Here is a 255-nt window from a genome sequence, read left to right as displayed (position 1 = left end):
TGCGCGCTCGTCTGGTCGGTCACGCAGTCGGGCGTGATGCCGCGCTTCACGAACTCGGCGAAGACATCGGCGGCATTGCCGAGCAGGCCCACCGAAACCGGCTTGCCCGTGCGCTTCGCTTCCTCGACGATGGCCAGCGCCTCGTCGATGGTCTTCGCCTTGCGGTCCACGTAGCGCGTCTTCAGGCGGAAGTCGATGCGCGTCTCGTCGCATTCCACCGCGATCATCGAGAAGCCCGCCATCGTCGCCGCGAGC

Annotated in this window: 1 pseudogene; it reads right to left on the bottom strand. The window is 67.1% G+C overall.

What is annotated here, in order from left to right:
* Positions 1-255 (bottom strand): annotated as a pseudogene (locus AB3X99_RS41040) (urocanate hydratase); the annotation flags it as partial.

The organism is Paraburkholderia sp. BR10882 (assembly GCF_040948855.1).
Taxonomy (GTDB): Bacteria; Pseudomonadota; Gammaproteobacteria; order Burkholderiales; family Burkholderiaceae; genus Paraburkholderia; species Paraburkholderia nodosa_A.
The sequence above is the reverse complement of the archived record's forward strand: the minus strand, read 5'-3'. Positions and strand labels throughout refer to the sequence as shown.